Annotated in this window: 22 protein-coding genes; 15 read left to right on the top strand and 7 right to left on the bottom strand. The window is 55.1% G+C overall.

Features of this window, described 5'->3' with window-relative positions:
* Together Q8O73_RS08435 and rfbC are read left to right on the top strand one after the other, a co-directional pair.
* The gene (locus Q8O73_RS08435; protein ID WP_305557487.1) at positions 1 to 1,215 is read left to right on the top strand and encodes a hypothetical protein; all 1,215 of its coding nucleotides are present in this window, start codon (positions 1 to 3) and stop codon (positions 1,213 to 1,215) included.
* 12 nt (positions 1,216 to 1,227) lie between these two features.
* On the top strand, positions 1,228 to 1,884 hold the full coding sequence (gene rfbC / locus Q8O73_RS08430) for a dTDP-4-dehydrorhamnose 3,5-epimerase (protein WP_305557484.1): 657 nt from the start codon (positions 1,228 to 1,230) through the stop codon (positions 1,882 to 1,884).
* Here rfbC and Q8O73_RS08425 read toward each other — a convergent pair.
* From Q8O73_RS08425 to proV, 6 genes are all read right to left on the bottom strand, one after another.
* Entirely contained in the window at positions 1,830 to 2,960 is a 1,131-nt protein-coding gene (locus Q8O73_RS08425; protein ID WP_305557481.1) for an HD-GYP domain-containing protein, read from the bottom strand. The genes rfbC and Q8O73_RS08425 overlap by 55 nt on opposite strands.
* 91 nt (positions 2,961 to 3,051) lie before the next feature.
* On the bottom strand, positions 3,052 to 4,077 hold the full coding sequence (locus Q8O73_RS08420; protein ID WP_305557478.1) for a glycine betaine/L-proline ABC transporter ATP-binding protein: 1,026 nt from the start codon (positions 4,075 to 4,077) through the stop codon (positions 3,052 to 3,054).
* Positions 4,074 to 4,940 (bottom strand): proline/glycine betaine ABC transporter permease, encoded by an 867-nt coding sequence (locus Q8O73_RS08415; protein ID WP_305557475.1) that lies wholly within the window; start codon positions 4,938 to 4,940, stop codon positions 4,074 to 4,076. The genes Q8O73_RS08420 and Q8O73_RS08415 overlap by 4 nt, the downstream gene beginning before the upstream one ends.
* 214 nt (positions 4,941 to 5,154) lie before the next feature.
* On the bottom strand, positions 5,155 to 6,168 hold the full coding sequence (gene proX, locus Q8O73_RS08410; RefSeq protein WP_305557472.1) for a glycine betaine/L-proline ABC transporter substrate-binding protein ProX: 1,014 nt from the start codon (positions 6,166 to 6,168) through the stop codon (positions 5,155 to 5,157).
* Between the two features lie 31 nt (positions 6,169 to 6,199).
* Positions 6,200 to 7,312: a glycine betaine/L-proline ABC transporter permease ProW gene (proW, locus tag Q8O73_RS08405; RefSeq protein ID WP_305557469.1), complete on the bottom strand. Its 1,113-nt coding sequence runs from the start codon at positions 7,310 to 7,312 to the stop codon at positions 6,200 to 6,202.
* The gene (gene proV, locus Q8O73_RS08400) at positions 7,302 to 8,510 is read right to left on the bottom strand and encodes a glycine betaine/L-proline ABC transporter ATP-binding protein ProV (protein WP_305557466.1); all 1,209 of its coding nucleotides are present in this window, start codon (positions 8,508 to 8,510) and stop codon (positions 7,302 to 7,304) included. Before proV ends, proW begins: the two co-directional genes overlap by 11 nt.
* 227 nt (positions 8,511 to 8,737) lie before the next feature.
* Between proV and Q8O73_RS08395 the strand changes: the two genes are divergently transcribed.
* Positions 8,738 to 9,217 carry a MarR family winged helix-turn-helix transcriptional regulator gene (locus Q8O73_RS08395; RefSeq protein ID WP_305557464.1) on the top strand — a complete coding sequence of 160 codons (480 nt, stop codon included), beginning with the start codon at positions 8,738 to 8,740 and terminating at the stop codon, positions 9,215 to 9,217.
* Between the two features lie 13 nt (positions 9,218 to 9,230).
* On the opposite strand, the gene Q8O73_RS08390 is transcribed toward Q8O73_RS08395, so the two are convergent.
* Positions 9,231 to 10,271 (bottom strand): ABC transporter substrate-binding protein, encoded by a 1,041-nt coding sequence (locus Q8O73_RS08390; protein ID WP_305557462.1) that lies wholly within the window; start codon positions 10,269 to 10,271, stop codon positions 9,231 to 9,233.
* Between the two features lie 244 nt (positions 10,272 to 10,515).
* On the opposite strand from Q8O73_RS08390, the gene Q8O73_RS08385 reads away from it, so the two are divergent.
* The 12 genes from Q8O73_RS08385 (at position 10,516) to Q8O73_RS08330 (ending at position 24,400) form a co-directional block, all read left to right on the top strand.
* Positions 10,516 to 11,346, top strand: coding sequence for a 3'-5' exonuclease (locus Q8O73_RS08385; protein WP_305557460.1), 831 nt, complete (start codon positions 10,516 to 10,518; stop codon positions 11,344 to 11,346).
* Between the two features lie 252 nt (positions 11,347 to 11,598).
* Positions 11,599 to 12,615 carry a Fe(3+) ABC transporter substrate-binding protein gene (locus tag Q8O73_RS08380; RefSeq protein WP_305557457.1) on the top strand — a complete coding sequence of 339 codons (1,017 nt, stop codon included), beginning with the start codon at positions 11,599 to 11,601 and terminating at the stop codon, positions 12,613 to 12,615.
* Positions 12,616 to 12,863: 248 nt separating this feature from the next.
* The gene (locus tag Q8O73_RS08375) at positions 12,864 to 14,573 is read left to right on the top strand and encodes an iron ABC transporter permease (RefSeq protein ID WP_305557454.1); all 1,710 of its coding nucleotides are present in this window, start codon (positions 12,864 to 12,866) and stop codon (positions 14,571 to 14,573) included.
* 63 nt (positions 14,574 to 14,636) lie between these two features.
* Positions 14,637 to 15,935 (top strand): gephyrin-like molybdotransferase Glp, encoded by a 1,299-nt coding sequence (gene glp / locus Q8O73_RS08370; RefSeq protein ID WP_305557451.1) that lies wholly within the window; start codon positions 14,637 to 14,639, stop codon positions 15,933 to 15,935.
* Positions 15,936 to 16,018: 83 nt separating this feature from the next.
* Positions 16,019 to 17,593 (top strand): MBL fold metallo-hydrolase, encoded by a 1,575-nt coding sequence (locus Q8O73_RS08365; protein ID WP_305557448.1) that lies wholly within the window; start codon positions 16,019 to 16,021, stop codon positions 17,591 to 17,593.
* Positions 17,594 to 17,739: 146 nt separating this feature from the next.
* Complete coding sequence (locus Q8O73_RS08360; RefSeq protein ID WP_305557445.1) at positions 17,740 to 18,942, top strand: glycosyltransferase family protein; 1,203 nt, start codon at positions 17,740 to 17,742, stop codon at positions 18,940 to 18,942.
* 12 nt (positions 18,943 to 18,954) lie between these two features.
* A complete protein-coding gene (locus Q8O73_RS08355; RefSeq protein ID WP_305557444.1) occupies positions 18,955 to 20,223 on the top strand; it encodes a glycosyltransferase family 4 protein in 1,269 nt (422 codons plus the stop codon).
* A 5-nt stretch (positions 20,224 to 20,228) separates the two neighbouring features.
* Complete coding sequence (locus Q8O73_RS08350) at positions 20,229 to 21,338, top strand: glycosyltransferase family 4 protein (protein WP_305557442.1); 1,110 nt, start codon at positions 20,229 to 20,231, stop codon at positions 21,336 to 21,338.
* Complete coding sequence (locus Q8O73_RS08345; RefSeq protein ID WP_305557441.1) at positions 21,335 to 21,928, top strand: histidine phosphatase family protein; 594 nt, start codon at positions 21,335 to 21,337, stop codon at positions 21,926 to 21,928. The genes Q8O73_RS08350 and Q8O73_RS08345 overlap by 4 nt, the downstream gene beginning before the upstream one ends.
* On the top strand, positions 21,925 to 23,061 hold the full coding sequence (locus Q8O73_RS08340) for a glycosyltransferase family protein (RefSeq protein WP_305557439.1): 1,137 nt from the start codon (positions 21,925 to 21,927) through the stop codon (positions 23,059 to 23,061). The genes Q8O73_RS08345 and Q8O73_RS08340 overlap by 4 nt, the downstream gene beginning before the upstream one ends.
* On the top strand, positions 23,061 to 23,819 hold the full coding sequence (locus Q8O73_RS08335) for a polysaccharide deacetylase family protein (protein ID WP_305557436.1): 759 nt from the start codon (positions 23,061 to 23,063) through the stop codon (positions 23,817 to 23,819). The genes Q8O73_RS08340 and Q8O73_RS08335 overlap by 1 nt, the downstream gene beginning before the upstream one ends.
* Entirely contained in the window at positions 23,810 to 24,400 is a 591-nt protein-coding gene (locus tag Q8O73_RS08330; RefSeq protein WP_305557433.1) for a hypothetical protein, read from the top strand. Before Q8O73_RS08335 ends, Q8O73_RS08330 begins: the two co-directional genes overlap by 10 nt.
* Positions 24,401 to 24,415 lie beyond the last annotated feature (15 nt).

The raw sequence follows: 24,415 nt of genomic DNA, 5'->3' as shown, positions 1-24,415 counted from the left end.
ATGACTGAGGACGCGCGAAGTGGCCCCTCACAACGCTTCGCGCGTCCATTGTTTCTGGCTGGATGCAGTGCGATTCTGGCGGTTGTCGGGGCGGTTTTTGCCGATGATCACCCGGCAAGCGCGCTGGAACTGTCGGTTGCTGGTGATGAAACCATTGTGTTTGATACCGTCACCGACGCCTGTGACAATTCGCATTTGCCCGATGCCCCGGCACGGGCCTTTCGCAATGATGCCGGTAAAATGGTGTTGTTTGCGCCCAATTTCCGCAACCGTGCCTTTGTCGGCGATGATCTGGACAGTCTGCAAAAGGATTGCCGGAGCCGATTTATGGCGGCTGGCAAAGCCGACCCAGATATGCTGGATGATCGCACATGGCTACATGCGATTTATACCGATGACGGCAAAAATGTGTATGCCTTTGCCAGTGCCAGTTTCATGCCCTATCGCCATGCGATGAAATGTCGGGCAGGGGACCAGCGCACTGATTGCTGGATCAACGGGCTGGTGACCCTGAAATCGACCGATGGCGGGCAAAATTTTCAATATCAGGCGGCACCACCTCATCATGCCCCGTTCCCGCCACCGGAAACCTATCGTGATGACCGCAACAATCCGCCCAGTTATGTCACCGCTACCAATATCGTGCGCTGGCAGGGATATTTGTATTCGATTGTCTGGCGGCGTGAAGCGACATGGCAGGAATCGCGCAATTGTCTGGTGCGGGCGGCCGAAGATGATCCATCAAGCTGGCAAATCTGGGACGGGCAGGAATTTCGCGATGCCGCCCGTCTGACCGATGCGGGCTGGCAGGTGATTGCGACCGATTGCGCCCGGATTGCCCCGTATGGCGTCACATCCATTCGCGGCCTGATCCACCATGAAGGAACCAACAGTTTCATCGCGGTTTATCAGCATCGTCGCAAAATTGATGGCGGTGGCAGCGAACGCGGCATTTATTATTCGACATCAGATGATCTGATCGACTGGTCGATGCCCAAACAATTGATGGCGGCAAATTTGAAACCTGATGCCGGGCCGGGCGATCCATATATCAGTTACCCGTCCCTGATGGATCAGGACAGCACAGACCGGATGTATGGCACAATGGATGATGATGCCAGTCTGCTGTTTGTGCGGTTCCGACCGGTTCGCGAGGGCGGCAAATGGGCTATGACCCGCCAACTGGTCCGGGTGCCTATCCGGGTCAGCAACTGAAAGGAACAGGATATGCAGTTTGACAGCTTTGAGATTGACGGACCGATGCTTTTTGTTCCCAACCAGCATCGCGATCCTCGCGGTATTTTTGCCGAAACCTTTCGCGAGGATGAATTTCGCACCGCGATTGGCGATGTGACGCTGGTGCAGGAAAACCAGTCGGTCAGCGGTCCGGCGAATACCATTCGCGGCCTGCATTTTCAGGTATCGCCGCGTGCGCAGGGCAAACTGGTGCGGGTTGCCCGTGGGGCGATCCTTGATATTGCGGTCGATATCCGGCCCGGGTCAAAAACATTCGGCCGTCATATCCGCATCGAACTGACCGATCAGAACTGGCATCAATTGTGGATTCCGCCGGGCTTTGCGCATGGTTTTCGCACCTTGATTCCCGATACTACAGTGATTTACAAGGTCAGCGATTATTATAGCCCCGACCATGATCGCGGTATTGCCTGGAATGATCCGGACCTTGCAATTGACTGGCAATTATATGGGCAAAATCCGGTCCTGTCGGACAAGGATCAGGCGCAACCGCCCCTGATTTCGATGTTCCCGCCCGACGATATTGCAAGGGTGTCTGCTGTGCCGAATGGCCTTCGGCGCGAGACGGCAAATTACCCGGCCTCGTTGGCCGACAGATATAGCGGGGCCATGTCGATTTCGTCCTGATCGGGCAGGGAGCTTGTACTGCTGGCCTTATTTTCAAGCGTGCGGGCCAAGGCATGGACCAGAACGGTTTCAATCTTGCCAGCCGAAGCCATATTCATCAGAATAGAGACGGATTGTTCAACCGAAAACGGCTCCTTGTAGGCGCGGCGTTCCAGCAAAGCCCCCATAATATCGCAAATGGTCAGGATGCGGGTCAGATCACGGATCTGATCACCGGCAAGCCCGTCGGGATAACCGCTGCCATCCAGAAATTCATGATGATGTAAAATCGCATCGAGGACATCGTCGCCAAGGTCGCGCTGTCGCGACAGCGACAGGTGCCCGGTACGCGGATGGGTGCGGATAATGTCAAGCTCGTCCGGTGTCAGTTTGCCCGGTTTGTCAAGGATTGCGGCGGGGATATCGACCTTGCCAATATCATGTAATAGCCCGGCAATGGTCAGCTTGTCGATATCTGCCTTACGCATGCCAAGCGACGTCGCAAAGGAACAGGCAAGCCCGGTGACGATCAAAATATGTTGAAACGTTGTCTGGTGATAGGCGCGTACGGTCGAAAGCCATTCCGCAATCCCGACATTGCCGATGCTTTTGGCGATTTCTGCCCCCGTCGCACTGACTTCGGCAAGATCGACCGGCTGTTTGGCGCGAAAGCGGGCAAAGCTATGTTCGAGTGTCCGGGCGGCGGCATTGACCGCCTTGCTGGCCGTTGGCGTCGTAATTCCGGCTGCATCGCGCAGCCCTTCGATAATCCGCGCAAGCCCGTTTTCGCATAACGGTTTTGTGATGGTCTGACGTGCGCCAAGGGTAGTAGCCTGCAATTCTTCCTGTAAATTGCCTTTGCCGATGGCAAAAATTTGTTTGCAGGTCGCCGGGGCCGTTTTGCGAAATGCCGCCAGCTTTGCAATATTGCGCGCATCACCAAGATCGATATCGAACACAATGGTTTTCGCTGCGGTGGGTATTTTTTCCGCAATCGACGATGTTTGTACCTCAAACCCCAATAATCTGGCGGGCATCAGGCGGGTGCGTTCGCCTTCGCAGACGACATGAAGGATGTTGGGGAAATGTGTGGTCAAGATTTTGCCATAGGATTGAAGGTGTTACATACACTCCTAACGTTGTTGGCCGCAGAACTTTTATCAAGAGGGTGATTGGATAAAATGTAATTTATACTGAAATTGCATCAATCACCTGTTGTCTGGTCAGAATGCCCACCGGTTGTTCGTGTTGGTCCATCACGGCGATAGATCCGTTTGTGGCAAGGGCGACGGGCAGGATATCCTCAAGGCGCATATCGCTTTGAACTTGCGGCCATATAGCATCGACAGCCTGCCCGCAGGGCAGTGAAAGGGGGGTCATCAATGATCTGGCGCGCAGAACACGGCTGCGGTTCACATCGCGGGTAAAGGCGCGAACATAATCATCAACCGGGCTCAGAATGATGTCTTCGGGGCGACCGACCTGTACCAGCATCCCGTCTTTCAGGATGGCAATGCGGTCACCCAGTTTCAGGGCTTCGTCCAGATCATGGGTGATGAAAACGATGGTTTTGTGCAATTCAGTTTGTAATGCCATCAATTCATCCTGCATATCGGCACGGATCAAAGGGTCAAGGGCGGAAAATGCCTCGTCCATCAACAAAACTTCCGGATCGGTGGTGAGCGCCCGTGCCAGGCCGACCCGTTGCTGCATGCCGCCGGATAACTGATCGGGGAAACTGTCCTCGTATCCGCCAAGGCCGACGCGCGTGATCCAATTGCGGGCGCGTTGATGGCGTATTGTGCGGTTGATCCGCTGTATTTCAAGGCCATAGGCAACATTTTCAAGAACTGTGCGATGGGGTAAAAGCCCAAATCGTTGAAATACCATACCCAATTTTGCCCGGCGAAAGGTATTCAAATCCGGGATCGACATTGACAAAATATCGGTACCGTCAAACAGAACCTCGCCCGATGTCGGATCAATCAGGCGGTTCAGATGGCGGATCAGGGTCGATTTCCCCGATCCGGACAAGCCCATCACCACAAATGTTTCACCGCGTTCAACCGACAGCGAAACATTCGACAGGCCCACGGTATGGCCGGTTTTGGCAAGGATGCTGTCCTTGTCATCGCCGGCCATCGCCATTTCAAGGGCGCGTTGGGGATGCGGGCCAAAAATTTTGTAAATATTGCGGATTTCAAGATAGCTCATGCGCCGTCTCCCGCCGGTTTGCTGCGCTGCGCACGCTTGCCATAGGATTGACCGATGCGGTCAAATACAACCGCCAGCAGGACAATCGCAATCCCTGCCTCCATCCCCGCACCGACATCAAGACGTTGAATACCGATCAGGACCTGTTCACCCAGCCCGCGTGCGCCGATCATCGAGGCAATCACCACCATCGAAATCGCCATCATCGTCGTCTGGTTGATCCCGGCCATGATATTGGGCAGGGCCAGAGGCAATTGCACGCCCCACAGGATTTGCCCGCGGCTGGCCCCAAAGGACCGCGAGGCTTCCAGAACCTCGCGGTCCACCAGCCTGATGCCCAGATCGGTCAGGCGCATCACCGGCGGGGCGGCATAGATCACGGTTGCCAGAATCGCCGGAACCTTGCCCAGCCCGAACAGCATCAAAGCCGGGATCAGATAAACGAAACTGGGCATGGTTTGCATGGTGTCAAGCACCGGCAACATCACGGCACGCAACCTGTTGGATAACGCCATGACAATGCCGACCGGAATGCCGATTGCAACCGACAGACTGGTGGCGACAATCATCAGGGCGAGGGTCTGCATCGCCTTGTCCCACAGGCCCAGCGACCCGATAGCGATCATCGCAATGCCCAACCCGGCGGCGATTTTCCAGCTTCGGCTGGCGTGAAATCCGATGGCAATAAGGGTCAGAACCACAAGCCACCACGGGGTGCCGCGCAAAATCTGCTCCAGCCACACCAGAAGGATCAGCAGGCTGTCGGCAAAGGCCGAAAACCCGTCGCCATAATTCACCACCAGCCAATCGACAAAACGATTGACCCATTTGCCCAAGGGCAGACTCAGTTCTTCTGGAAACATGGCGTGATCCGACCTGTCGTGATGAATAAATCAACGAGCATCAAAGCCTAGCAAGATCAAACCGCGAACGCACGGCCAAATGCCCCGGTGACTGACATCTCCTGACAGAATGGAGGGGTAGTAGGTAATAAAACAGCCCGCAAGGCATTCCCTGCGGGCTGTGTCGGTTCCGGTGATCTGGCCGGTAAGGCCGGATCGTCAGATAGGTATCGCGTTATTTTGCCGCAGCACGGGATTCTTCAAGCCAGTCATCGAATTTGGCGCGGTTGGCGGCAATCCATGCGTCGGCGTGGCGGGCAATGTCGTCAGCCGATTTCTCACCATCACGCATGCGCAGGTTTTGCGCACTGATGTCGTTGGCCGAGATTTCCATGATGGCAAACAGTTTCGCCGCCGCCGGGTTGGCTTCGGCAAATGCGAGATTGGCTATGATTTGCTGGTTATTTACCTGAAAGCCGTAATTTTTGCCATCGGGCAGGGCGGTGTCCATCTCGGACTGGGCACCCGGCAGGGATGAAAACGGCACTTCCAGCCAGATAACATCTTCGTTGGGGACCAGAACGCCACTGACCCAATACGGAGTCCAAGTGTAATACAGCACAGGTTCGCCCTGATTGTAACGGGTGATGGTATCGGCGATGATGGCGGAATAGGAACCCTGATTATGTGTGATGGTATCGCGCAATCCATAGGCGTCCAGATGGTGTTCAATCACCGCTTCACAGCCCCAGCCGGGATTGCAACCGGCCAGATCGGCCTTGCCATCGCCATTGGTATCAAAAATTTTGGCGATTTCCGGGTCTTTGAGCTGATCAATGCTGGTGATATTGTGTTCTTCGGCAGTTTTCTTGTCGATCAGGTAACCCTGCAACGCGCCGGGGGAATAAACCCCTTCGCGATAGAGTTTTTCATCCCCGCCAGCCGCATTGTAAAAATCAGCATGCAGCGGGTTCCAGTGATCGGCCATAAAGGTCGCATCGCCATTGCCAAGGGCAACGTGTCCGGCGGCATATTCGATTTCCTGGATGCTGTTGACGTCATAGCCCAGTTCCTCAAGCCCCTTGGCGACCAGCAGGGTCTGAAAGGTTTCTTCGGCGATGGAGCTTTGCAGCGGCTGCACTTCAACGCCGTCGCCCGGTTTGTCATTGGCGAAGGCCGCACCTGTTACCAGCAGGCTGCCTGTCACTGCAATCGCGGCACCCGAGGTCAGTTTTTTCAAAAATGTCATAAGCTTCTCCTGTTTTTCATTTTGGCTGTTTTCAGCCATTTTTCGCAGTCGTCGTGGCGTTGTTTCCACCCTTGCCAAGCAAGGAGCGGATCACACCGGCCGGGCCGGTTTCATACCAGTGACGGCTGCCTTTCGAGCGTTCATCGCGGCCCAGTGCCTGGGTCATGCGGTCCAGCACAATCGCCAGTAGAACAATGCCAATGCCGCCAACCGTCGCCAGCCCCATGTCCAGGCGGCCAATGCCGCGCAAAACCATTTGCCCCAATCCGCCAACCGCGATCATGGACGCGATCACCACCATCGAGAGGGCCAGCATCAGGGTCTGATTGACCCCGGCCATAATGGTCGGCATTGCGAGTGGCAATTGCACGCGAAGCAAAAGCTGACGCGGATTTGCGCCAAAGGATCGGGCGGCCTCGATTAGATCGGGCGGCACCTGCCGGATACCCAGAATGGTCAGGCGGATCAGCGGTGGCAGGGCGAAAATGATGGTCACCACCACGCCCGGCACATTGCCAATGCCAAACAGCATGACAATCGGCACCAGATAGACAAAGGCCGGGGTGGTTTGCATGGCATCCAAAATCGGGCGCACCGCATTGGCGGCCCGTTCATTACGCGCCAGCCAGATGCCGGTCGGAAGTCCGATCACCACACAAAACAACACCGATGTCAGGACCAGTGACAAGGTTACCATGGCCTCGGACCATGCGCCGATCAGGCCTACCACAATCATCGAGATCAGGGTGCCAATCGCCAGTTGCCGTCCGGCAATCTGCCAGGCGATCAGGGCCATAATGACAATGATGACAAGGGCAGGGGTGGCTTGTAAACCGGCTTCGACCGCGCTTAATGTGCCGTCAATCGGCCAGCGCACGGCCTGAAAAAATCCGCGAAAATTATCAACGACCCAGCCCAGCCCGTCATTGACCACATCGTCAATCGGAATCAGGGTGTTATTGAACGGATCAAGGATATTGAAAGGTTCTTCGACCGCCGGGGTGGCATTGGACAGCCAGTCGCCCGCCGTATCGGTAGCAGGTTCGTCGCCAGTGCCCCACGGATTGGCAGGCGCGCCTTCGGCATTGGCCGGGGCGGCGTCTTCAGTCGGAGCTGTGGCCCAGGGGTTGGTATCATCCGCCATGCAAACTGTCTCCTTCGCGGTCAAGCGTTGCCAGCAGGTTGGCTTTTTTAATCACGCCCAGATATTTGCCATTTTCGGCAATTACAGGCACACCGCACGGCGCATGCGCCACGGTTCCGATCAGATCGGAAAGCTGGGTATCGGCCGATACCGGCGTGACATCGGGCAAAAAGGCTTCGTTGAATTTCTGTGCCCCGGCCTTGATTGCGGCATCAAGGCTGTCAACCGAGACAACGCCATGAAAATCAAGCTGATCCCCGACGATATAGCCAAATTCGCGGTCTTCGGCGCGCAGGCGGTTCAGGGCGGTTTTAAGGCCAACCCCGGCGCGTTCAATCACGGTTACCTGTCGTTTCGAGGCAATGTCTTTGGCGCTAAGCACGGTTGAGACATCGACACCGCGAAAGAAGGATTTGACGTAATCATTGGCCGGATTATTGAGGATTTCCTCGGGCGTTCCGATCTGTACGACCACGCCGCCTTCCATGATGGCGATGCGGTCGCCAATCCGCATGGCTTCGTCCAGATCGTGGGAAATAAAGATGATGGTGCGTTTGTGTTCGCGCTGAAGTGTTAGCAATTCATCCTGCATTTCCGCCCGGATCAGGGGGTCAAGGGCCGAAAAGGCCTCGTCCATCAGCATCACCGCCGGATCATTGGCGAGTGCGCGGGCCAGACCGACCCGTTGCTGCATCCCGCCCGACAATTCATCGGGATAGGACGCGGCATGGGATTTCAGGCCAACCTGTTCCAGCGCGTTCAACGCGCGGCTTTGACGTTCCTCGACCGCGATTCCGGCCAGTTCAAGACCAAAGGCAACATTGTCGGCCACCGATAAATGCGGCATCAGGGCAAAGGATTGAAACACCATCGCCATATCGCGGCGGCGCAGTTGCAGCAATTCCTTGTCCGACATGGCCGCAATATCGACACCATCGACCATAACCTGTCCGGCGGTGGGTTCGATCAGACGGTTCAGCAGTCGTACAAGGGTTGATTTACCCGAACCAGACAGCCCCATAATGACGAAAATTTCGCCTTTATTGACGGTAAAGCTGGCGTCACAGACGCCCACGGTCTGGCCGGTCTGTTCAAAAATATCAGCCTTGTCGATACCTTGTTCAATCATGCGCATCGCCTGCTTTGGGCGGTCGCCGAACACTTTATAGAGGTTTTTTACAACGATTTTTTCGGTCATGGGCCTTTGTCAGTTTTATCGGCGAACGCATTAAAAATGCGGACATCATAGGATGTCACAGGAAGGCCGGTTTTGCCGGAAAACAGTTCCGATCCCCCGTTTGCACAGATTTGGCTTCCCCAAATATCGCCACAATTCGCTGGAGCAATAGTTACAAGTCAAATCATTTGATGTCAAACTATAACCTCGATAAATTGTCCTGGATACAGACAAGGAAAGTACCGGATATGGCCTCGGATCAGGGAATAAACCGCGAATTTCTGGATGTTTTGGTTGCATTGCGGCAAATCATCCGGGCCACAGATTTGCATTCAAAGTATATCATGAAGCTTTGTGGACTTACGGTTCCGCAATTAATGGTGCTGCTGGCGATTGATGAATTGGGTGATGTGACGGGGCGCAAAATATCAACTCATGTGTCGCTCAGTCAGGCCACGGTAACCAGTATTCTAAACCGTCTGGAAAGTCGGGGGTTTGTCCGGCGTAGCCGCAATGCAACCGACCGACGTGTTGTCAATGCCTGCCTGACCGATAAGGGGCGCGATATTGTCGGCGATACGCCGCCGCTGATGGATGGAGCGTTTATGAAGCGGTTTGAAATTTTGCAAAAATCCGAACGCAACGGCATTCTGGAAACCCTGCAAAAAATCGCCAACCTGATGGTGACGCAAAAGGGGGCAGAACCAAATCTGCCCCCAAAACAGTGAGCGTGGTGAGGATTTACAGGCTGTTTTCAACCTGCTGTGCCACGGTTTCAGGTACCCATGATTTCCAGATATCGTCATGGTTTTGAAGGAAATAAAGGGCGGCTTCTTCGGGTGTTTTTTCGTTATCCTGCATATAGGCCAGCATTTCCGATACCAGTTCATTACTGGTTTCATAATGGGTCAGAAATGCGATCAGGTGCGGTGCTGATTTCATGAAATCGTTATTTACGCCGACCGTCACCGTGCTTTGCGGATAGGCGGTGGCTTTGGTCGGGTTTTCGTCTTCTTTCAACTGGTCAAAAATCGATTTGTCATAGGTCGGCTCTTCAAGTTGATAGCTGTCATAAAGCCCCATCACCCATGTCGGGCCCCAGTAATAATAAAGGGCGGCTTCGCCACGTTTATGCGCCGATGCGATGGCGGCAGACAGGGCCGCCCCAGTGCCGGGTCGGAAATTGGTGAAACTGTTATCAAGTCCATAGGCGGTAAGCTTGCGTGAATTGATCACTTCACACACCCAGCCCGCCGGGCAGTTATAAAAACGGCCTTTGCCGGGTTCTTCGGCATCGCGGAACAATTCGGCATATTGCGGCAGGTCTTCGACCGATTTCAGGTCGGGGGCCATCGGTTCAATTCCCCGTTTTGCATCGCCTTCGACAACGTAACGCGGCACAAACCATCCTTCGATGGCATCATCGAAATTCACCCCGATCTGGGTGACGGTTCCGGCTTCTTCAGCTTTTTTCCAGGCATCGGCGACATTGTCGCGCCAGATTTCCATGACGACATCAATGTCGCCTTTGCCCGCCCCGGTCAAAAGCGGAATGACATCGCCGGGCAGGGCATCGGTCTGACAGCCATAACCCGCTTCAATGATCCGGCGGGCAACCGCGTTATGAAACAGTGCGCTGTCATAATTCAACCCGGCAAACATCACAGGTCGGTCGATTTCGCATTCCGGCCCGGCGGCCTGTGCCGGATAAAAGGGCTGGGCAAGGCCGATTGCCATGACCATGCCGCTGATAAGACCAGTGCCAATAGACAGGGTTTTCATCGTTTCATCCCTTTTGAGTGTTTTTACCATCTGAAGGAGAAAGCCAGCGTAAAGTTTAAACGCGATCCAAAAGATGGCGCAACCCGTGAAGGTCCTTTCACTGACAGGAGATGTCAGCAGTGATCCTCTTTTCAAGCAGGTTGGTCCAGGCACAAGGCAGAAACTGTGACGAAAACAGTGATAGTATGCGGTTTTGCCGCTATGGTAACTTTTTTGCGATTCCGCTGGTGATGGAGTACGCCCGATGCATGATAGCCTGTTCGTTTTTGATATTGAAACCATCCCCGATATCGATGTGTTGCCGCAATTGACCGGGGAGACGGCTCTTGATGCAGTGATCGGGCGTGACATGCTGGCGCAATACCATCTGAAAATTACAGATGGCAAAAATGCCTTTCCGCGCCAGCCCTTCCACAAGGTGGTGGCGATCAGTTTTCTGCGCGCCAATATTGTGCGCGATGGCAATACCGAAACCTATGAGATCGAGGAATTGCGATCCGGGGGCGAGATCGCCAGTGAAGAAAAACAACTGGTCGCCGGGTTTTTTGCGCATTGCGGCAAATTGCATCCGCGGTTGGTCAGTTTTAACGGACGGGGGTTTGACCTGCCGGTTTTGAAATATCGGGCGATGAAATATGGCGTGTCGGCGCGCTGGTTACATCAGGCGGCCAATAAATGGGAAAACTACACGGCGCGTTATGCGCCCAACTGGCATTGCGATCTGGCCGAAGTCCTGTCGGATTACGGCGCATCGGCTCGGATCAAGATGAACGAGGTTTGTGCCGCCCTTGATCTGCCGGGCAAGACCGGGGTCGATGGCAGTCAGGTAGCCGATATGTATGACCGGGGGGAGGTCGATGCCATTCGCCGATATTGTGAAACCGATGTTTTGAATACCTATCTTTTATATTTGCGTCATGTCCTGCATACCGGCCAGACCGATCATGACGGCTATAACCATGCCATCAATCTGACAGTGGCGTGGCTGGAAGAACGGGCCGGGGATGTTCCGGCATGGCTGGAATTTCTTGAGGCATGGCGAGACGCCAGCAAGGGCAGCTTTAACCTTCTGTAAAAACCGTGGCTTCACAGATATAAATCCAATGCCCCTGATGATAGTCGGGTTTTATCCGGTTACTTGCGCCAATTTGAATGTATGTGCAGCAATATAGTATTGGGGTGATCCAGATCACATATTTGTGTTCAGGGTAACTGCAATTCACTTGCATCTACATTTGCAAATGGTTAGCTTTGCGCCGTGCGAATGGTAATCATCCGTGTTCGCAATTCAAATTTTAAAACCCAGTATCCTTAGGGGGATGTCCTGATGAGCGTGAAGAAAACAGTTTTTGGTGCCGCATTTGCGGCGACGGCGCTGGCCGGGTTTTCGGCCCAGGCGCAGGAAGTGAATGTTTATTCGCTGCGTCAGCCCTTTCTGGTGGAACCACTGTTTGATGCCTTTACCGAAGAAACCGGCATCAAGGTCAATGTGATTTTCGCGGAAAACGGCCTGGTTGAACGCATCAAGCAGGAAGGCGCAAACAGCCCGGCTGACTTGCTGTTGTCGGTTGATATTGGCCGTATTCAGGATGCGGTTGATGCTGGTGTAACCGCCCCGGTGCAAAGTGACGTTCTGAGTGCCAATATCCCGACCCATTTGCGTGATGACAATGGCCAGTGGTTCGGCCTGACCCAGCGTGGCCGTGCGATTTATGCTTCCAAGGAACGTGTGGCACCGGGTGAAATCACTTCGTACGAAGAACTGGCCGATCCGAAATGGAAAGGCAAAATCTGCACCCGTTCGGGTACCCACGTTTATAACGTCGCCCTTGTTGCCTCGATGATTGCGCATCATGGTTACGAAGATGCGAAAATCTGGCTGGAAGGCCTGAAAGCCAATCTGGCCCAGAAACCGCAGGGCAATGACCGAGGTCAGGTCAAGGCGATCATGGAAGGCGTTTGTGATCTTGCGCTGGCCAATACCTATTATTACGGGGCGATGCTGGCCAACGAGGAGCAGCGCGCCTGGGCAGAGTCGGCAAACCTTGTTTTCCCGAATCAAGCGGATCGGGGCATGTCGATGAATATTTCGGGTGTATCGCTGATCGCTTCGGCACCGAACAAAGACAATGCGGTCAAATTGATCGAATTCCTGTCGGATGACAAAGCCCAGCATATCTATGCCGACCTTAACAACGAATATCCGGTTAAGCCGGGTGTTGAATGGTCGGATACCGTCAAGGCATGGGGCGAATTCAAGGCCGATGATTTGTCGCTGACGCAATTGGCGGCCCTTCGTTCGGATGCCATCCGCATGATCGACGAAGTGGGTTACAACGAATAGAAATTTCGAGCCATGCGCCTGAAATAACCGGTACTTTTTCAAAAAGGGGTGAGGCAAGAGCTTCGCCCCTTTTTTGTCTTTGATCAAGTCGTTGTGAAAGGTGGGACCTACAAGGCAATTGAGCCTTGCAAGAACAGGGTGCCGGACTGTAGTTTCGCCACCTTGCGAATGTTTATCATTCGTGTCATGTCGAATGCCATGCGATGGTGGGGCCATTGCCCGGATAGTCACAACAGGATGTCTGTTTATTGAACACGACCGAAACACTTGACCCGCTTGGCCGCAAGGAGCCGGTTACATCGATGCGCTGGTGGCCTCGCGGGCAGTCTGCGGGATGGACGATGGGGGCATTTCTGATTGCTCTGCTGGTATCGGCCCCGATTTTGGCGGTTTTGTATCTGGCGTTGTTTCCGAGTGAAAATATCTGGCCGCATCTGGCCAGCACCATGTTGCCCCGATATCTGAAAAATACCGGCATTATCATGCTGGGTGTCGGGATCGGGGTGGCGCTGATCGGGGTTTCGTCGGCATGGGTTGTGACGATGTGCCGCATTCCCGGCAAACGGTTCTTTGAATGGGCGATGTTGCTGCCCATGGCGGTTCCCGCCTATATCGTTGCCTATGTCTATACCGATCTTCTGGAATTTGCCGGGCCGGTGCAACGCATGTTGCGCACATGGTTTGGCTGGCAATCGATGCGCGATTACTGGTTTCCCGATATCCGAACCAAGGGCGGGGCGATTATCGTGCTCAGCCTGACGCTGTATCCTTATGTGTATATGTTGGCGCGAGCGGCATTTCTGGCGCAATCGGTCTGTGCGATCGAGGCTGCGCGTGTTTTGGGGCGCGGCCCGTGGAATTCCTTTGCCACCGTGGCCTTGCCTTTGGCGCGACCGGCAATTGTGGTCGGTGTGATCATTGCGTTGATGGAAACACTCAATGATTTTGGTACGGTTGATTTCTTTGCCGTGCATACCCTGACTGCCGGGATATTCAATGTCTGGCTGGGTATGGGCAATGCCGGCGGGGCGGCCCAAATTGCCGTGACCATGCTTGCCGTGGTGATTGTGCTGATTTTGACAGAACGTTATTCCCGCCGACGTCAACGGTTTCACGATACCACCACCCGGTTTCAGCAATTACCAGGATATGAACTGGGTTGTGGGGCGAAATGCGCGGCGGTTGCGGTCTGTGCCTTGCCAATCTTGCTGGGCTTTGTGATCCCGTCTTCGGTTCTGGTCTATTACTCGATCAATTATTTCGACCAATCCTGGACCAGCAGCTTTTTCGCCTTTGCCGGCAACAGTTTGCTGGTATCAGGGGCCGCAACGGTGGTGACTGTGGTCTGCGCACTGTTTCTGGCCTATGCCTTGCGCCTGTTTCCGGGGTCGTTATTGCGGTTTTCGGTGCGGCTGGCATCGGTGGGCTATGCTGTGCCCGGTGCGGTTCTGGCGCTGGGCGTGCTGATTCCGCTTGCGCGGTTTGACAATGCGGTTGATGCCGTGATGCGCGAGGTTTTCAATTTTTCAACCGGCCTGATGCTGAGCGGGACGGTATTTGCGATTATTTTTGCCTATGCGGTGCGGTTTATGGCGGTCGCCCATGGTGCGGTCGAGGCCACTCTTGGCAAGGTTCGCCCCAGCATGGATGATGCGGCACGGACGCTTGGCGAAACCCCTTTTGGCACCCTGAAACGCATCCATTTTCCGATGGTGCGCGGCGGGATTCTGGCGGCCGGAGTGCTGGTATTTGTTGATTCGATGAAAGAATTACCAGCGACCCTGATTTTGCGGCCGTTCAATTTCGATACGCTGGCAACCCATGTCTATCAATTTGCCAAGGATGAAATGATCGAACGGGCGGCCCTTGGTTCGTTGACGATTGTACTGGTTGGGGTGATCCCGGTGATTATGCTCAGCCGGGCGATTTCAAAATCCCGCCCGGGACATGGTGATTGACCAGGACATTTTCGCCGCCCACTATCGCCCTCGATCATTCTTCCTGATTGCGAGTATGCACCGATGCGTGATGACCATAAAACCCTTGTCGATCTTTGCCATCAACCGGGCCTGACGCCGCTTGACATGGCGCTGACCTGTGCCTGTGACGAGGTTGCGGTAAGCAATGCGGTGCAAACCCGGCCTTTGACGGATTGTTTTGGTGCGGTCCTGCGCCGTGATGTGATTGCCCGTGTTGATGTGCCATCGGTTGATAATTCTGCGATGGATGGTTATGCGCTACGCTATGATGATCTGCGCGATGTGGGTGGGGCGAGTGACCTTGTCTTTCCGGTGGAGGGTGCCTCGCTGGCCGGTCATCCTTTTGAGGGGACGATACCCGCCGGGTGCGCCATTCGTATTGCGACCGGGGCGTCGATCCCGGTCGGGGCAGATACAGTGGTGATGCAGGAAAATATCATCGCCAATGACGATGAAAGCGAAATTACTATCACAGCTGATGCCGCCCGCAACATCCGGCGGCAGGATCATATTCGCCGGGCGGGCGAGGATGTGCGGAGTGGGGCGGTTGTTCTGGCGGCGGGCAAACGCCTGCGTCCGCAAGATGTGGCCGTGGCCGCCGGACAGGGATATGAAAGTCTGGATGTTGCCCGGCCCCTGAAAGTTGCGGTGTTTTCAACTGGTGATGAACTGGCTATTCCCGGCGATCCGTTGCCGCCGGGTGGATTGTATGACAGCAACCGTTTTGCGATCATTGGTATGTTGCGCGCCGCCGGGTGCGATGTCACTGATTTGGGATTGTTGCGCGATGATTTTGATGTTCTTAAATCTGCGCTTGCCGGGGCGGCACAATCGCATGATGTGATCATGACATCGGGCGGGGTATCGGTGGGCAAGGCGGATCTGTTAAAGCCGGTGGTGGACAGTCTGGGTGCGATCCATGCGTGGAAACTGGCGATCAAACCGGGCAAGCCACTCATGCGCGGGCAGATCGGCGATTGTGTGGTGATTGGTCTGCCGGGAAACCCGGTGTCGGTTATGGTGTCGGCCTTGCTATATGCTGTGCCGTTGTTGTTGCACATGATGGGCGCACGGGCAGAGGATCAAATGGTGGTGCGCCTGCCGGTAATTGCCGGGTTTGATTTGCGCCGTTCCACTGGACGACAGGAATGGTTGCGCGCCCGACTTGAACGCGACGAAGACGGGCAATGGCGTGCCATGCCGTTTCGGTCGCCCAGTTCTGGCATGTTGTCCTCGATGGTGTGGGCCGAAGGTCTGATTGAAATTGCGGCGGATCGGGGGGCGGTATCGGCGGGAGAAAGGGTTGATTATTTACCCTTTGGCGGATTGCAGGCGTTTTAGACAAATGATCCAGATCATTGAAAGACCTGCATTCTTCCGGTAGCGAGAAGGATCAGACCTATAAAAATAAAGAGGAGGGACGAATGACGGTTTCAGTGACATTCTGTGGCGCGGCAGGCGGTGTAACCGGTTCCTGTTATCTGGTGCGCAGTCATGCAGGCAATTTTCTGGTGGATTGCGGCATGTTTCAGGGCAGTAAAACCGTCAAGGAACTTAATTACGGCCCGTTTCCCTTTGCCGCCCGCGATATCAGCGCCGTGTTGCTGACCCATGCCCATATCGATCATTCGGGGTTGGTCCCCAAACTGGTCAAGGCCGGGTATGCTGGGAATATTTTTGCCACCGAGCCGACCTGTGATCTTCTGACCTATATGTTGCCAGATTCCGGTTACATTCAGGAAACCGAGGTTGAACGCCTGAACCGTCGCAACGCCCGGCGGGGCCGGGCCGCAGTCGAGCCGATTTATACCAAGGAAGATGCCGAAACCACCTTGGAGCAATTGCGCCCGGTTGATTATCATGAGTGGATTGAGATTCTGCCCGGTGTCCGGGCGCGGTATTGGGATGCAGGACATTTGCTGGGATCGGCGTCGATTGAAATCGAGGTGACCGACGAAAACAATGGCGGTCAAACGGCGCGATTGCTGTTTTCCGGTGATCTAGGAACCGGGGAATCCGTTTTTAACGATGCGCCCGAAGGACCGGTGGATGTCGATTACCTGTTTGTGGAATCGACCTATGGCGATCGCAATCGCGAAGATATGTCTACCGAAGAACGCCGTGAGATGCTGGCAGTTGAAGTGCGCGAGGCGATGTCTGCCGGGGGGAATCTGGTGATTCCCAGTTTTGCGGTCGCCAGAACCCAGGAATTGATGGTCGATTTGGCCGCCCTGTTTAATCGTGGCAAGTTGCCGAAATATGATGTGTTTGTTGACAGCCCGTTGGCGCAGCGTGCCACCAGTGTTTTTTCCCGTCATCTGGATGCGGATGATGCCCGTGCGCTGGAACATCCCAATTTTCATATGGTGCCCGATGTTACCGCCAGCATGCAATTGGCCCGGGTTAAAAGCGGCGCAATCATTATTTCCGCCAGCGGTATGTGTGATGCCGGGCGCATTCGTTATCATTTGAAAAACAATCTGTGGCGACCGGAATGCACGGTGATGCTGGTCGGGTTTCAGGCAGTGGGGTCGCTGGGCAGGATTTTATTGTCGGGGGCGAAAACCGTTCGCATTCACGGTGATGAAATCAAGGTGCGGGCGCGTTTGCGCAATCTAGATGTCTATTCCGGTCATGCCGATCAGCAGTCGCTGATTGGCTGGGTGCAGAAACGTTTGCCGGTGCATAAGGCCATTTTTTTGACTCACGGTGAAAACGAGGTGCGGGCGACGTTCCGCACCGCCTTGATTGCCGCCGGGATTGACGAAAAACTGATTTCATTGCCGACACTCGATGAAACATTTGAAATCCAGCATGGCAAGGATCATCTGGTGACGATCAAGCCTCGTCTGAAAGGCGAAGAAATGTCGCGTGAAGACTGGCACAATCTGTACGCCCGTACACTTACGCAACTGTCTGAAAAGCTCGACAGTTTTGACAATAGTGAAAAACGTGAGCAGTTGCTCGAAAAACTCTTGCAAACCATCACGCGCACATGAGAGCAATGGGGCCGACAGGCCCGGTATCGTTCACCGGAAATCTGCACGATCAAGACAGATTTGCTTGTCATAAGTGAATTTCCTGTCAACCTGTTGTTGCAGGGACAGGTGAGTTCGAGGGGACACTGCGAAGTGCGGACGGTATCATGGCGTTAACCAGCAAGCGGGGCTATCGTGTCCTGATTTACAGTCACGACACATTTGGCCTTGGGCATTTACGGCGCTGCCGGACGATTGCCCATGCGCTTGTGGCGCGGCGAGACGATGTTTCGGTGCTGATCCTGTCCGGATCGCCGATCATCGGCAGTTTTGAATTCCGATCGCATGTGGATTTTGTCCGCATTCCCGGCGTGATCAAATTGTCGAATGGCGAATACACATCGCTTAATCTTGATATTGATGTCGATCAGATGCTGGCGATGCGGGAATCGATCATTCAGCACACCGCCGATGTCTATAACCCGGACCTGTTTATCGTCGACAAGGAACCGCTGGGCCTGCGCGGTGAGGTCGAAGTAACCCTGCAAATGCTGAAACATCGGCGCACCCGTCTGGTTTTGGGGCTGCGCGATGTCATGGACGATCCGGAACATTTGCGCGAGGAATGGGACCGCAAAAATTGCGTGCCGGCACTGGCGCGATATTATGACGATATCTGGGTGTACGGGTTGCGTGAAATCTGCAACCCGCTTGCCGGGATTGATCTTTTGCCCGGTATCGAAGAAAAAATGACGTATACCGGTTATTTGCCCCGCACTGCAACGCGCAGCCCGACGCCCGAACATGGGGCGCTGGGTCTTGATGAACCGTATTTTCTTGTGACCACCGGTGGTGGTGGTGATGGTCGCAATCTGGTGGATTGGGTGATCAGCGCTTATGAAGCAGATCCCGATATTCCGGTGCCATCTCTGGTGGTGATGGGGCCGTTTATGGCCCCGGCCGATCAGAAAATATTCATGGAACGGGCCGAAAAACTCGACAAGGTGTCGATCATTACCTTTGACGCCAATGTCGAAACCCTGATGGCACGTTCTGCCGGTGTGGTGGGGATGGGCGGTTATAATACCTTTTGTGAAATTCTGTCCTTTGACAAACCGTCGATTATTGTCCCGCGCACCGTGCCGCGGCTTGAACAATATGTGCGGGCTGCACAGGCCGAAAAACTGGGCCTTGTCCGCATGTTGACCGAAGATGGCGGTTGCCCGCCACTTGAAATGGCCGCCGCATTGCGGGGGCTTATCAATCAGCCATCGCCATCGACTGTGACCGTTCCCGGCCTGATGATGGGGCTTGATACCCTTGGGGATATGGTGGATCGCTGGCTGCCTCCGAAAATTGCGGCGGAATAGGGCGTTGTGCCGATGACCAGAACCCCGACAGGTGCCGACCGGCTTGCCATTGTCGTCAAAGGTTATCCCCGGTTGTCGGAAACCTTTATTGCGCAGGAGATTCTTGGTATTCAACAGGCCGGAATTCCCTATCGCATCGTTTCATTGCGCCATCCGACCGATACCAAACGCCATCCGATCCATCATCGCATTACCGGTCTTGTCGATTATCTGCCGGAATATCTGTATCAGGAACCGCTGCGAGTGTTGCTGGCGTGGTGGAAGGTCCGCCGGTTGCCGGGATATCGTCGTGCGCGGCTGGCATGGTGGCAGGATTGGCGGCGCGATAAAACCGCCAATCGCGGGCGGCGTTTCGGGCAGGCAATGGTAATGGCGGCGGAGTTGCCGTCTGATATCACCCGGATTTATGCCCATTTTTTGCATACGCCAGCTTCGGTGGCGCGTTATGCCGCTATGATGCGCGGTTTGCCGTGGTGTTGTTCGGCCCATGCCAAGGACATCTATACCAGCCCCGATTGGGATATGCGCGAAAAACTGGCCGATATGGACTGGCTGGTGACCTGTACACGGGCCAATGTCGATCATTTGAAAACCCTTGCCGATAACCCGCAAAAAATCAATTTGCTGTATCATGGGCTTGATTTTTCCCGCTTTCCCGAAACCTTGCCGATGCGGGCCGATCATGATGGAACGGATTTGGCAAACCCGGTTGGCATTGTGTCGGTCGGGCGGCTGGTGGGGAAAAAGGGCTATGATGATTTGTTGCGGGCGCTGGCGCAAATCCCCAAGGATATCCATTGGCGCTTTGTCCATATTGGCGGTGGCGACGATGACAAATATTGCAAACTTGCAACCGGATTGGGTATTTCCGAACGGTGTGACTGGCGAGGGCCACGTGACCAGAAAGAAGTGATTACGGCCTGTCAAAAGGCAGATTTGTTTGTTCTGGCCAGCCGCATCGAGCAGGATGGTGACCGCGACGGGTTGCCCAATGTGTTGATGGAGGCACAATTATGCGGTTTGCCGGTGGTTTCGACCGCGATTTCTGCGATCCCGGAACTGATCCGCGATCAGGTTAATGGATTACTGGTACCACAACGTGATCCGGCGGCCCTTGCGACCGCCCTTGCCACCATGATTGCCGACCCGGTTTTACGCAAACGCATGGGGTTGGCTGGCAATGATATTGTTCGCCGCGATTTTTCCTTTCATTCCGGGATGAAAGAATTGGCACACCGGTTTGGTATTACAGATAAAATTCCAAATCCGGTGGCGGAGTAGGGGCCGTGCGGATTGCGTTTTACGCCCCGCTGAAACCGGTTGATCATCCTGTTCCATCCGGGGATCGTTTGATGGCGCGCCTGCTGGTCGATGCCTTGAAAATGTCGGGCTATGAGGTGGATATCTCCGCCCGTCTGCGCAGCCGGGTGGCCGATGGTAACGGAGTGCGACAGGTCCGTCTGGCCGAACTGGGTGGCAAACTGGCGGCACGGCTTTTGCGCCGTTATCAGTCCGGATTTTTACTCCGTCCGGATATCTGGTTTACCTATCATCTGTATTACAAGGCCCCGGATTGGATCGGGCCGTTGGTAGCACGGAAACTGGGCATTCCCTATGTAATTGCCGAGGCATCCCATGCACCCAAACGTGCCACCGGCCCTTGGGCTGCAAGCCACCATGCGATTGAACAGACCCTGAAGCAGGCCGATGCGATTATATCTCTTAACAGGGCGGATATGGCCTGTCTGGAACAGGTTTGTAGTCTGGCGAAACTGCATTTTGTCCCGCCTTTTATTCCGGTGGCCGATTGGGCAGGGCCGCGTTTTGTCGGGGATGAATCCGGGCCGGTTCGGCTGGTGACGGTGGCGATGATGCGCGGTGGTGACAAACTGGCATCCTATCGGGTGCTGGCCAATGCCTTGCAGAGGTTGCCGCAAGATAGGCGCTGGTCCCTGACAATTATTGGCGATGGCCCGGCCAGATCGGATGTGGAACGTCTGTTTGCAGGTTTTACCGCCGGGCAAATTCATTTTGCCGGGCAATGTGATCGGACAACGACCCGGCGCTGGTTATGGCAATCAGATGCTTTTGTCTGGCCTGCTGTGAATGAGGCCTATGGCATGGCGATTCTTGAGGCACAGGCGGCGGGCCTGCCGGTGATTGCGGGGGATAGTGGCGGGGTTTCTGGCATTGTGGTGAATGGCGTGACGGGCTGGTTGGTGCCGGTTGGCGATGTACCGGCGTTGTCATCTCGTCTTGCCAGCATCCTTGCTGATCGGGCGCTGTTGCGTGCAACTGGCCAGAAGGCCGAAAGGAAGGCCGCGCACGATCATGATATCGCGGGGGCAAGCCAGAAGATATCGTCGATTTTGCAAAAGCTGGGGGAAATCGCATGACCGCTTTTTCCTTTGCCCTGTTGCGGCATGGCCCGACCGCATGGAATTTTGCGAAAAGGCTGCAAGGTCGCAGCGATATCGACCTGACCGACAATGCACGGCAAGATTTCCGGGGATTGTCCCTGCCTGCATCGTGGCAGGCGATACCGTGGCGATGCAGCCCACTGCGCCGGACCCTGCAAACCGCTGCGGCCCTTGGCATTGCGGCCACCCCTGATCCGGTATGGATTGAAATGGATTGGGGGCAGTGGGAAGGGTTAACGGTTGCGCAATTGCGGCAGGATATCGGGCCTGCCATGCAGGAAAACGAAGATCGCGGCCTTGATTTTCGACCGGATGGCGGCGAAAGCCCACGCGATGTTTTAAACCGGGTTACCGGATTTTTACGCGGCTGGTCAGGGGGCGATTTTGGCGTTGTCACCCACAAGGGCGTTATCCGGGTGGTTTATGCGGCAGCAATTGGTTGGGACATGACCGGCAGGATGCCTGATAAACTGGATTGGCGGGCTTTGCAGATTTTTGACTGGGATGATCGCAATGGCCTGTCGCTTCGCGCCCTGAATGTCGCCTTGCAGGAGCATAAATCATGACCGATGTGATGATTTATGTGCAACATTTGCTGGGCATTGGCCATGTCCGGCGCACGGCCTTGCTGGTGGCGGCCCTGCGGGCGCAAGGGGTATCGGTTGCGGTGGTGTCGGGGGGCATTCCCGATCCCTTGATTGATTTTGGCACTGGCCATGTCATTCAACTACCGCCCTGTCGCACGGCTGATCATGGGTTTTCCGGTCTTGTGGATCAGCATGGTGTTCCGGTGGATGCGCACTGGCAGGATCGGCGACGGGTCGCGTTGCTGGATGCCTATGCTTCACTGTTCCCGAAAGTGTTGATGATTGAAATGTTTCCATTTGGTCGGCGGGCCTTTCGGTTTGAATTGCTGCCCTTGCTGGAACGGGCCGGGCAGGACGGGGTGGATCGGGTGTGTTCGGTGCGCGATCTTTTGGTGCGTAAGGATGACATCGCCAAGGAACGCTGGATGCGCGATATTGCCCGGCAATATTTCGATACCATTTTGGTGCATGGCGACCCGGCCCTGTTTGATTTCGGGCACAGTTTTCCGTTCGCCGGTGATCTGGCCGATCTAATCACCTATACCGGCTATGTTGCGCCTGATAAGGCCGATGTGGCGGGATTTGGTGGGGAACGCGACGGGGTGGTGGTGTCGGCCGGGGGCGGTGCTGTCGGACGGGATCTGATCATGGCGGCGATGTCGGCGCGCACAGTGTCGCGGCGGTTTGCGGGGTACCATTGGGATATCATTACCGGGCCGCATTTTCCGGCCCATGAATTTGACATCCTGTCGCAACAGGTGGGGGAGGCGAACCTGTCCCTGCACCGGTTTGTTCCCGATTTTCGCGACCGTTTGGCGCGTGCCGCTTTGTCGGTGTCGCAGGCCGGGTATAATACCCTGATGGATGTGCTGGTGACCGGGGTTCCGGCTGTGATGGTGCCTTTTGATTCGGGTGGTGAAAGTGAACAGGGCGAACGCGCCGGTATTTTTGCCCGCAAAAAGATTATATCCGTTCTGGCTGCAAGAGAATTGAGTGGCGAAAAGCTTGCCAATGCCATGGATCAGGTCAATTTACCGGGCCAGATTGATTTATTACTGGACGGAGCGCGTGTAAGTGCGGCTAAAATCGCGACACGGTTACGGGGAAGGTGATGAGCAACTGGGATAATCTGCGCAATGAGCTGGATCACTGGCAGGAAGCAGGGCTTCTGGCCGGAATGTGGTGGCGCGACGATGACGCGGTTGAGGTAACGCCCGCTCTGGATCATATTCTGGCACTGGAACAGTGTTATCATGTGCCGCTTGCCCTCGCTGTTGTTCCGGCCGGTGTGAATGCCGCGCTGGTCGCGCGTCTTGCGGAAACCCTTGATACTCGTGTTTTGCAGCATGGCTGGAACCACGAAAACCACGCACCCGCCGGACAGAAAAAGCAGGAACTGGATGATGTGCGCCATCTGGGTGATGTTGTGGCCGATATCCGGCGCGGCTTTGACGTGCTGTCGGGGCATTTTGGCAACCGTTTCCTGCCAGTGATGGTGCCGCCCTGGAACCGCATTGCAGATGATGTGGTGGCAACCTTGCCGTCATTGGGTATACAGGGGCTTAGCACCTTTAACACGCGCAAGGTGGCATTCCCGGTGCCGGGATTGTTGCAGGTCAATTGCCATGTCGATGTAATCGACTGGAAAGGCAGCCGGGGCTTTGTTGGCGAAGATTCCTGTCTGGCCGCACTTGTCGCCCATCTGTCGGCCCGGCGTGCCGGGCAAGCGGACCGTGATGAGGCCACTGGCCTTCTGACTCATCATCTGGTGCATGATGCCCCAACCAATATGTTTCTGGACGATCTGTTTTCTTTTGAGCATCCGGCCTTGAAATGGCTGACGATCCCCGGGGTCTTTCCATGGCAATAAAATCGCAAAAATCAGATACGGCCCCGATGATGGAGGCACGCCCGTCGGATATTGTGCAAGACACTGATGTGGTGGTGATGCGGTATTCGAAGCAGGCGATCATGCCCGATCTGATCCGGGCCGTTGCCGGAATTGTCCTGTGCGGCGGGATATCGCTGGTGCCGGGGGTTATTGAATTGCTGCGCTGGATAGGTCTGGGACTGAGCATTTTGTTCATCGTCTATCTGGTCCGGACCATTTTGCGCATGAAAATTCGCATTCATGTATCGGAATATGGGATGCGCCTGACCGGGATGACTGACGGCACCGCTTTTGCGTGGCCGGAACTGGCCGGGTTTCGTCTGCGTTATTTCAGTACGCGCCGCGATGGCAAAAAGGGTTGGTTTGAACTGACCCTGACGGCACCGGGATCAAAAATTGTCACGGAATCGACGCTGGACGGCTTTGATAAACTGTTGTCACTGGCCCGGGATGCAGCACAGGATAACGGGCTGATGGTAGATGACATTACGCGCACCAATCTGATGCGCATGGACGAGGCTGAAACCCTTGTCCGTGCTGCCAGTCGTGCGGCGCGATAACGAAAGATGGGATGA

This window comes from Thalassospira sp., from assembly GCF_030690045.1.
In the GTDB taxonomy this organism is placed as follows: Bacteria; Pseudomonadota; Alphaproteobacteria; order Rhodospirillales; family Thalassospiraceae; genus Thalassospira.
This window is presented reverse-complemented; position numbering and strand designations above follow the sequence as displayed.

Bases quoted from the DNA above. Each gene is read 5' to 3' on its own strand.
- Q8O73_RS08380 (WP_305557457.1), top strand. From the start codon at position 11,599: ATGAGCGTGAAGAAAACAGTTTTTGGTGCCGCATTTGCGGCGACGGCG.
- proX (WP_305557472.1), bottom strand. From the start codon at position 6,168: ATGACATTTTTGAAAAAACTGACCTCGGGTGCCGCGATTGCAGTGACA.
- Q8O73_RS08415 (WP_305557475.1), bottom strand. From the start codon at position 4,940: ATGTTTCCAGAAGAACTGAGTCTGCCCTTGGGCAAATGGGTCAATCGT.
- Q8O73_RS08345 (WP_305557441.1), top strand. From the start codon at position 21,335: ATGACCGCTTTTTCCTTTGCCCTGTTGCGGCATGGCCCGACCGCATGG.
- proW (WP_305557469.1), bottom strand. From the start codon at position 7,312: ATGGCGGATGATACCAACCCCTGGGCCACAGCTCCGACTGAAGACGCC.
- glp (WP_305557451.1), top strand. From the start codon at position 14,637: ATGCGTGATGACCATAAAACCCTTGTCGATCTTTGCCATCAACCGGGC.
- proV (WP_305557466.1), bottom strand. From the start codon at position 8,510: ATGACCGAAAAAATCGTTGTAAAAAACCTCTATAAAGTGTTCGGCGAC.
- rfbC (WP_305557484.1), top strand. From the start codon at position 1,228: ATGCAGTTTGACAGCTTTGAGATTGACGGACCGATGCTTTTTGTTCCC.
- Q8O73_RS08420 (WP_305557478.1), bottom strand. From the start codon at position 4,077: ATGAGCTATCTTGAAATCCGCAATATTTACAAAATTTTTGGCCCGCAT.
- Q8O73_RS08385 (WP_305557460.1), top strand. From the start codon at position 10,516: ATGCATGATAGCCTGTTCGTTTTTGATATTGAAACCATCCCCGATATC.
- Q8O73_RS08360 (WP_305557445.1), top strand. From the start codon at position 17,740: ATGGCGTTAACCAGCAAGCGGGGCTATCGTGTCCTGATTTACAGTCAC.
- Q8O73_RS08340 (WP_305557439.1), top strand. From the start codon at position 21,925: ATGACCGATGTGATGATTTATGTGCAACATTTGCTGGGCATTGGCCAT.
- Q8O73_RS08355 (WP_305557444.1), top strand. From the start codon at position 18,955: ATGACCAGAACCCCGACAGGTGCCGACCGGCTTGCCATTGTCGTCAAA.
- Q8O73_RS08390 (WP_305557462.1), bottom strand. From the start codon at position 10,271: ATGAAAACCCTGTCTATTGGCACTGGTCTTATCAGCGGCATGGTCATG.
- Q8O73_RS08365 (WP_305557448.1), top strand. From the start codon at position 16,019: ATGACGGTTTCAGTGACATTCTGTGGCGCGGCAGGCGGTGTAACCGGT.
- Q8O73_RS08335 (WP_305557436.1), top strand. From the start codon at position 23,061: ATGAGCAACTGGGATAATCTGCGCAATGAGCTGGATCACTGGCAGGAA.
- Q8O73_RS08395 (WP_305557464.1), top strand. From the start codon at position 8,738: ATGGCCTCGGATCAGGGAATAAACCGCGAATTTCTGGATGTTTTGGTT.
- Q8O73_RS08435 (WP_305557487.1), top strand. From the start codon at position 1: ATGACTGAGGACGCGCGAAGTGGCCCCTCACAACGCTTCGCGCGTCCA.
- Q8O73_RS08330 (WP_305557433.1), top strand. From the start codon at position 23,810: ATGGCAATAAAATCGCAAAAATCAGATACGGCCCCGATGATGGAGGCA.